The sequence below is a fragment of the Oleiphilus sp. HI0132 genome (genome assembly GCF_001635845.1).
This window is the reverse complement of the sequence record NZ_LWGJ01001279.1, coordinates 1-7,707: the sequence shown is the minus strand read 5'-3', so window position 1 is coordinate 7,707 and position 7,707 is coordinate 1. Positions and strand designations below refer to the sequence as shown.

Below are 7,707 nucleotides of genomic sequence, written 5' to 3'. Positions count from 1 at the left end.
TTCCATAAGCAGACTACTGAGTTGTTATTTTCTTGGTACAGCCATGAAGTTAAATAGTGTAGTTCTTATTAAGTATTCCTTGCTAGCCTTGCTGAGTAAATAGCTGATCTTGATCCAGGTTAATTCTTCGGCAAAAAGCTATGAAGAAAGTTTTATATGTTATGTCGAGATTTATCAGCAGGAATGATAAGCTGATCAAAAAATAACATCTTTTTAGCGAAATGAGCGATGGTTACTTTCAAAAACTTTGGTTGCTCGATACGATATGTTCATATAGCAACATTTATGAGTATTTTAGGGCAAGGTAAGAAAGCCTTTTTTCACTGACTCAAAATATTCATTGATAATAAAAACAAAATGAAAGGTTAACTATGGGCGCTTTAAATATAGCCAAAATCGGGCACCGAAACTTACGTACTGAATATCAGACTTCGGGTGAGGTCTTTATCCCTATCGCGCGTGTTAAGCCGCTAGTTAAAATCCTCATGATGAATAAGGTAGATCTGAGGTCCTTGTTAAAAGATACAGGGCTTCAGTTTCAGGATTTATCCGAGACTGATCAGACGATAAATTTTCTTCAGTACAAGCAGCTGATTATTAATGCGAGGCGTTTGCTTCCTCATCATCCTTTTGCACTTTACTTGGGAGAGCAGAGTTTTCTGCATCATGATGGAGTACTCGCGGCTCGAATTATGAGTAGTGAGAATGTTCAGCAAGCGATGGAACTTCTGACCAAGTATCAACCTTTATTTACACAGATACTGGGTTTCAAGTTTGAAATGCAAAAATCTGGATTGGGAGTGTTAACCCTGACGCCTAAACAAGACTTGGGTGACGCGCTACCTTATTTTATGGAATTCACCTGCTCTGTAATTTACTCCTTAGGGCGCTTTTTTATGGGGGGCGTTGAGCTGGATGACCATGATAAAGCGGGCCAGATACACTTTTCCTTCGATCAACCGAAGGTAATTGAGGCTTACGACGAGTTCTTTTCGGTGCCGGTATTTTTTAATCAGGATCAGAATCGAATTGTTTTGTCTGAAGCCTTGCTTAAGCAGCCTCTGGTTTTCTACAACAAAGATTCGGCCCAGTTAAATGAACAATGTTGTCAGGAGCGTTTGAGTGAAGTTTGCCCTGATAATACGGTTTTAGATCGCGTGAAATTCATTATTCGTAGAGATATTTTCCAAGAATTGTCTCTTGATACCTTAGCCTCTGAGCTTTGTATGTCTCCGCGTACCTTACGGCGTCATCTTCAGTCTCATGAAACATCATATAAAGAGCTATTAGAAGAGGAACGTAAGCGCGTTGCACTGGCTCATATTCGAAAACAGGATATATCCATTGAAACTTTGGCTGAAAGCTTGGGTTATAGTGATGCATCAAGTTTCAGCCGAGCTTTTAAACGCTGGTACGGTCTATCGCCGAAGAACTTTAAACCGAATTAGAATGCTTAGTTTTTTATTGCTCTTTGCTTAGTTTACAACGGCTAGATGGTGGGTAGTCACTTTGTAAACAGAGCCTTCCAAGGCTCGCTAGCAATTTAGCACGCCCTTGATTAATGAGGGGGAGCCTCTGCCTAGCTTTTTTAAACTCGGCTTACTATAACTGCCCACACTTGATCTGACTCATTTACCTAGCCTGCGCTCTGTGTAATGGTTTCCTTAAACAATAAGAGGAGGCTATATGACCAAGCAATCCGTTTCCATTGCCATCGCTGGCTACGGCGGTACGGGTGTTATCACAACCGGACAGTTACTGCTCAAGGCTTGCGCCAAAGCAGGCTACTTCGGTTTGGCGCAACGCTCTTTCGGGCCGCAAATAAGGGGAGGGGAGTCTTTAAGCCTTCTTCGTTTTTCAAATCATCCTGTTCAATCCCCTGATGACTATTTCGACTTACTCGTCTTGCTTGATACTGACCATGTCACGCGTTTTAGTGCTGAAGTGCCATTGAACGAAAACAGTGTCGTTATCATAGGGAAAGATCAGACTAAGACTCCAGAGTTTGTTAAAGACTCTGGTGCTCGCGTCGTCGAGCTTCCATTGGATACACTGGCAAGTGAGACCGCTGATGGCGGAGAGAATATTGTCGCTGCGGGCCTGTTAGCTAAATTCTTAGGTTTGGAGCAAGGCACGATACAGAAGGTATTGAGAGAGCACTTTGCCAAGAAAGAAGAGTTGCTGTCGCAGGCTGAAGACTGGTTAATTGCGGGTTGGAACCTGGCTGACCAATACCAGGAAGTGGCGCAAGTTCAATTGGCAGATAAGAGTGAAAAATCTCCACAATGGTTGGTAAATGGTAGTGAGTCTTGTGGTCTCGGTGCGCTAAAGGCAGGTACGCGCTTTGTTGCGGCTTATCCGATTACACCGGCTTCGGGCATTCTTGAGTGGCTCGCGCCAAATTTGGAAAAATTGGGCGGCAGTTTGGTTCAGGCTGAAGATGAGCTGGCCTCTATCAATATGATTATCGGATCGTCTTTTGGCGGTGTTTCGTCGCTTACCGCTACCTCTGGCCCTGGTTTAGCATTGATGGCTGAGTCTATAGGTTTGGCCGTTGCCAGTGAAACTCATCTGGTAATTGTGAATGTGATGCGAGGAGGCCCTTCAACGGGTATTCCCACCAAATCAGAGCAGTCTGATCTAAATATGGCGCTACATGGTTTGCATGGCGATGCGCCGCATGTGGTGACTGCCATGTTATCGATTGCAGACAGTGCCTTTACCACGGGTTGGTCAGTGTGGTTGGCAGAACACCTGCAGGTGCCAGTGATTACCTTGTCTGACCAATCAATGGCCCAGTCAGATGCAAGCCTTCTGGAGCCGCAGCTTTGGCAAGAAAAGGGTGAACGCTTGATCGCAGCGCATTCAGATACGCCTTATCATCGTTACGCACTAACTGATAGCGGTATCTCACCTATGTCGATTCCTGGTGAAGAAGACATGATGTATACCGCAGACGGGTTGGAGCATAACCAACATGGCACGCCTTCTGCTGCCACAGAAATGCATCGCGAGCAGCTGCAGAAACGCGCCGAGAAGCTTCGTCAGTTCGATTATTCTGAACATTGGGCTGAGGTGTCAGGGCAGGGTGAAAGCGCCATAGTTTGTTGGGGGTCGGTCTCATCGGTAGCTAAAGAAGCGGCTGAAAGAATGACCGAGCAAGGTGAGGCATGCCGAGTCATTGCTTTACGTTTGATCGCGCCACTACAAACCGAGGCGCTGTTGCGCGAGCTAGAGGGTGCAGAAAAAGTACTTGTTGTCGAGCAGAGTCATGGTGCCCAGTTTATGGCTTGGTTAAGGGCGCATGTAGACTTTCCTTGTGCTCACCAAAGCTTGGCTATTCCGGGCCCTTTACCTATCCGGCCGAAGCATATTATCGGTGCCTTTAATCAATGGGAACAGAACGCTCTGGAGGTAGAACATGTCGCCAACTGCTGAGAATAAAAACATAGCAACAAGAAAAGCGAAGGATTATAAGTCTACGGTCAGCCCAATTTGGTGTGCCGGTTGTGGGCACTATTCAGTGTTAGCTGCTTTAACCCGTGCTTTGGCAAAACTCAACCTTGACCCGGAGAATGTTGCTATCATTTCGGGTATTGGCTGTTCGTCTCGTTTGCCTGCCTACACACATTTATTCGGTTTTCATGGTGTTCACGGTCGGGCGCTGCCCGTGGCGGGTGGTTTGAAGGTGGCACGTCCGGATTTGACTGTCATCGCGGTGGGAGGCGATGGTGATGGTTTTTCTATTGGTGGCAATCACTTTTTGCATGCCTGTCGACGGAATATCAATTTCACCTATATCGCCATGGATAATGAAGTCTACGGTATGACTAAAGGGCAGGCTTCACCTACGACGCCTTCGGATTGGGATCACAGTAAACTAACCCCTCATGGCACGGGTGTTCCTGCACTGCAGCCAGCGAGCCTTGCACTGGGTGCCGGGGCCGGATTTATCGCGCGTGGTTATTATGGTGATCCGAAGCAGCTAACGGATTTAATCGTTAAGGCTATTGAACATGAAGGTTTCTCCTTCGTGCAGGCATTGAGCCAGTGTGTCACCTTTGTACCTGAGCAAAAGCATTGGAAGGAAATGGTCCATGAGTTTGGTCAGGAGCACACTCACGACCCAATTCAGACCGCTGCTGAAATTCAGAGGGATGATGGCTTCGGGCTTGGTATGATTTATCAGAATGAAAGACCTGCATGGATGCCTCCGCATTATGAGCCCGAGAACGAAGGGGAAGTGCTGGACGAAATGCAGCGTACGTTTCAGGTTTAGATGTATGACTTGAAGGCGGCTTACTTAAGTTAGTCCTTTTCTGAAAAGAGGGCTGTAACCAATGGCACTTACTTAAGCTTGATTTCGCCCCGAAACTCGTCATTCCCGCGCACAAGGTGAATTGCGCAGCAAGAGAGGGCCGCCTGGGCGGGGCGGGAATCCATTGTTTTTCAGCCGTTTGGCTGACCTAGAGAGTTAAAAAAGACTAGAAATCTATAGGTTAGCGATAGTCATGGTCCTTCAATTTCATTGAGTTAGCCTCAAAACAATGGATTCCCTTGTTCAAGGGAATGACGCCAATTTCTCCTTAAGTAAGTGCCATTCAGGGCTGTAACTTTTTATCGACTCTCTAGGCAGAGGGTTCTACCCCTCGCCGAGTCGCCCTTAGCTCTCGACGACTCGCATTTGTGTGTTTCAAGGTCTACAGTTAGGTTTTACTTAATTAAGGACTTAGCTGAAACAATGTGCCAATCTGTATTGAGTTTCTGGTTTGAAGAAATCGAACCTTCGAGCTGGTTTGTTAAGGACTCTGATTTCGACGCCCTGATTCAAGGGCGTTTTGCTTCCTTGCACCGCCAAGCGAATGCGGGGGAACTCTACACTTGGCGTTCAAGCCCCGAAGGCCGGTTGGCTGAGATTATCGTTCTAGATCAATTCTCTCGAAATATGTATCGAGATACGCCGGCTGCTTTCGCTTCTGATACACTTGCTTTGGTGCTGGCTCAGGAAGCGATCGCTTGTCGTGCAGATTTAGCACTTGAACCCACTGAGCGAAGTTTTCTGTATATGCCTTTCATGCATAGTGAATCAAGAGCGATTCATGAAGTTGCGTTGTCGCTTTATTCTCAAAAGGGTTTGGAGCGCAATCTTGAATTTGAAAAGCGCCATAAGGAAATTATTGATCGTTTTGGTCGCTACCCTCATCGTAATCAGATACTTGGAAGAGAGTCGAGTCAGCCAGAGTTAGCGTTTCTGGAGCAGCCAGGCTCGTCTTTCTGATTAAGTGCTTTTTGGCATCCCTCTGAATTCAGAAAACGCCTGTAAGAAACTAAGGCTATCACTTGGACTTAAAGCATACGGTTGAAATGAACGATCAGGGTTGAACTTTGCGAGTATTTTCTCGTGACTCCCGACTTGAAGAACGGCTCCCATTGCCCACTCGGGAAAAGAGCGGCTAGTCGTTTCGTTATAAACGATAAGCTTTAAGGCCTTGTGGCGATAGTCTGTTTTGATATGTTGAAATAGCGCTTATCTGAGCATAGAAAACCGCTAATCATATGCTTTTGATTATTCAGCTTTGCGACTTCAACAATACTTTTCAAGTCTTCTAGGGTTAAAACCTTGGAAGCCGTACTCACATAAATCAATTGAACTAGACTCACGTTAAGTCACTCTCTTAATATAATCAGACGCCTTTACCTGATGATAAGTTGTATTTTGGTAGTGAATTTTCACGGGCTTCGGGTCTACGATTTCTATCGGGATATCGTTATGAACAGCCGTTTCCAGGGCCATTTGAGTAATATTGACACTAAAGGAGGTGCCCATAAATACCATCTTCGAGGCATAACGCATTCGTTCCTGTGCCTCTGATATTCTGTAAAGATCAGTGTAGAACTCATCGAAGAGCAAAACGTAAGGCTTTTGTGAAACGTCTAGCTCTGGTGTAAGTGTGTGCTTACTAATTTTAAACAGGGAAAGTAGTGAGTCGACAAGATTCTCTTCATCCACTTGTTCCCAAGGCGTTTGATAAGTCTCAACCGTTGGGCCTTGCTCATGAAAACGCGTCATTTGATCTAAGCGCCCATGAATTGCGATATAATCTTTGTTGCCGGCCTTACCATCAAGACCATCAATATTTTGGGTGATCAGGTTTTTATCTGCGAGCCAATGGTGCACTTCATTTGGCCCGTGATGGCGATACGTTGCAAAACGATGATAGTACCAAGATAGAAATTCTACCGGGTTTTCGGTGTACATTCGGCGCGTAGCCATTTCCATCGGGGTATAGTTCTTACTGCCAATGGTCCAAAAGCCATCCTCACCTCTAAACGTTGGAATGCCACTTTCTGCGCTAACACCTGCGCCCGTAATATATAAGGTACTCATATTGACTAGCTATTACCTTCTTCATGGCTGTTAGGTTGGGCTCTACTCTCTTCAAGCGCAAGGGAATCAAGCTTTACTGGCTTATGAATATGATAGCCTTGAGAGTAAGTGATGCCTATTTCGGTCAGCTTATCTTGAATCTCTGCTGTTTCAACAAACTCTGCAATCGTTTCTATGCCTATAGCACTTGCGACGTCGGCAATTGATTTGATCATTGCGGTATTTACGGCATCATCGCATAAGTTTTTAACAAATACGCCATCGATTTTTAGGTAGTCAATATTAAGGTCCTTTAGATAGGCATAGGATGAAAAGCCTGTGCCAAAATCGTCGAGTGCAAAGCGACAGCCGAGCGCCCTGAATTTATCGATGAAATTCTGGGTATTATCTAGATGCGTGATCGCCATGCTTTCGGTGATCTCAAAGCAGACTTTATGGGGCGGCACCTTATTCTCTTCAAAGAGATTAACCAGAAAAGCTGAGAATTCTTTTTGACCAATGCTCTGTGGACTGAGGTTAATACTGGCACAGCCGAGCTTTTCCAAGTGCTCGGGGTGTTTACCTAACCAAGCGAAGTAATTCTTGATGACCCAGCGATCTATATTAGGCATGAGGTTATAGCGTTCTGCCGCGGGCAAGAACTGGCCTGGAGAACAAAGGTTGCCGTTGCTATTGATCAGGCGAAGCAGGATTTCGTAATGAAAGTTTTGCTCTTGACCTTGGTTGGGCGCAATGTGTTGAAAGACTAAAAAGAACTGATCATTCGTTAGTGCTTCTTTAATTGTTGTGACCCATTGCATTTCGAGCTGTCGGAACTGTAGGTCTTTATCAGACTCAATGAATACATGAACACGATTACGCCCTTGGTCTTTGGCCATATAGCAAGCAGCATCCGCCATGGCTAGTAGTTGTTCTACATTCTGGTGATAAGGGTATATTTCAACCAAGCCGATACTGACGCCAATGCTGTAACGCTTACCTTCCCAGATAAATAAAAATTTCTCGACGGCTTCTCTGAGACTTTCGGCAATAAGCCTTGCTTTGGGAAGACTTGTTTGGCTAACGAGAATGCCGAATTCATCGCCCCCCAGTCGAGCGATGATCTGCTGAGGCCCGAGCGCTTTTACTTCTTGAAGCAGCTTCTGGCTAATATTTTTTAGCAAGATGTCGCCTGCAGTGTGGCCACAGAGGTCATTCACAATCTTAAACTGGTCTAGATCCATATATAGTAAGCAGGCCGAATCTTCACCTGCTTGAACTTTAAGCAATAACTCTTTTGCTGAACTCTCAAAGGTTCTACGGTTATAAAAGCCTGTTAA

Annotated in this window: 6 protein-coding genes and 1 pseudogene; 4 read left to right on the top strand and 3 right to left on the bottom strand. The window is 45.4% G+C overall.

What is annotated here, in order from left to right:
- The first annotated feature begins 371 nt into the window (after positions 1-371).
- From A3766_RS19450 to A3766_RS19435, 4 genes are all read left to right on the top strand, one after another.
- Entirely contained in the window at positions 372-1,448 is a 1,077-nt protein-coding gene (locus A3766_RS19450) for an AraC family transcriptional regulator (protein ID WP_068516150.1), read from the top strand.
- Positions 1,449-1,686: 238 nt separating this feature from the next.
- Positions 1,687-3,438: a 2-oxoacid:acceptor oxidoreductase subunit alpha gene (locus A3766_RS19445; protein ID WP_068516148.1), complete on the top strand. Its 1,752-nt coding sequence runs from the start codon at positions 1,687-1,689 to the stop codon at positions 3,436-3,438.
- The gene (locus A3766_RS19440) at positions 3,422-4,279 is read left to right on the top strand and encodes a 2-oxoacid:ferredoxin oxidoreductase subunit beta (protein ID WP_068516145.1); all 858 of its coding nucleotides are present in this window, start codon (positions 3,422-3,424) and stop codon (positions 4,277-4,279) included. Before A3766_RS19445 ends, A3766_RS19440 begins: the two co-directional genes overlap by 17 nt.
- 462 nt (positions 4,280-4,741) lie before the next feature.
- A complete protein-coding gene (locus A3766_RS19435) occupies positions 4,742-5,278 on the top strand; it encodes a DUF924 family protein (RefSeq protein ID WP_068516141.1) in 537 nt (178 codons plus the stop codon).
- On the opposite strand, the pseudogene A3766_RS32740 reads toward A3766_RS19435, so the two are convergent.
- The 3 genes and pseudogenes from A3766_RS32740 to A3766_RS19420 all read right to left on the bottom strand — a co-directional run.
- Positions 5,279-5,661, bottom strand: a pseudogene (locus A3766_RS32740) (BLUF domain-containing protein).
- Between the two features lies 1 nt (position 5,662).
- Positions 5,663-6,388, bottom strand: coding sequence for a Sir2 family NAD-dependent protein deacetylase (locus tag A3766_RS19425; protein ID WP_068516137.1), 726 nt, complete (start codon positions 6,386-6,388; stop codon positions 5,663-5,665).
- 5 nt (positions 6,389-6,393) lie between these two features.
- Positions 6,394-7,707: bifunctional diguanylate cyclase/phosphodiesterase (locus A3766_RS19420; RefSeq protein ID WP_156508991.1), on the bottom strand; the 1,314-nt coding region annotated here is incomplete at its 5' end.

Bases quoted from the DNA above. Each gene is read 5' to 3' on its own strand.
- A3766_RS19425 (WP_068516137.1), bottom strand. From the start codon at position 6,388: ATGAGTACCTTATATATTACGGGCGCAGGTGTTAGCGCAGAAAGTGGC.
- A3766_RS19445 (WP_068516148.1), top strand. From the start codon at position 1,687: ATGACCAAGCAATCCGTTTCCATTGCCATCGCTGGCTACGGCGGTACG.
- A3766_RS19440 (WP_068516145.1), top strand. From the start codon at position 3,422: ATGTCGCCAACTGCTGAGAATAAAAACATAGCAACAAGAAAAGCGAAG.
- A3766_RS19450 (WP_068516150.1), top strand. From the start codon at position 372: ATGGGCGCTTTAAATATAGCCAAAATCGGGCACCGAAACTTACGTACT.
- A3766_RS19435 (WP_068516141.1), top strand. From the start codon at position 4,742: ATGTGCCAATCTGTATTGAGTTTCTGGTTTGAAGAAATCGAACCTTCG.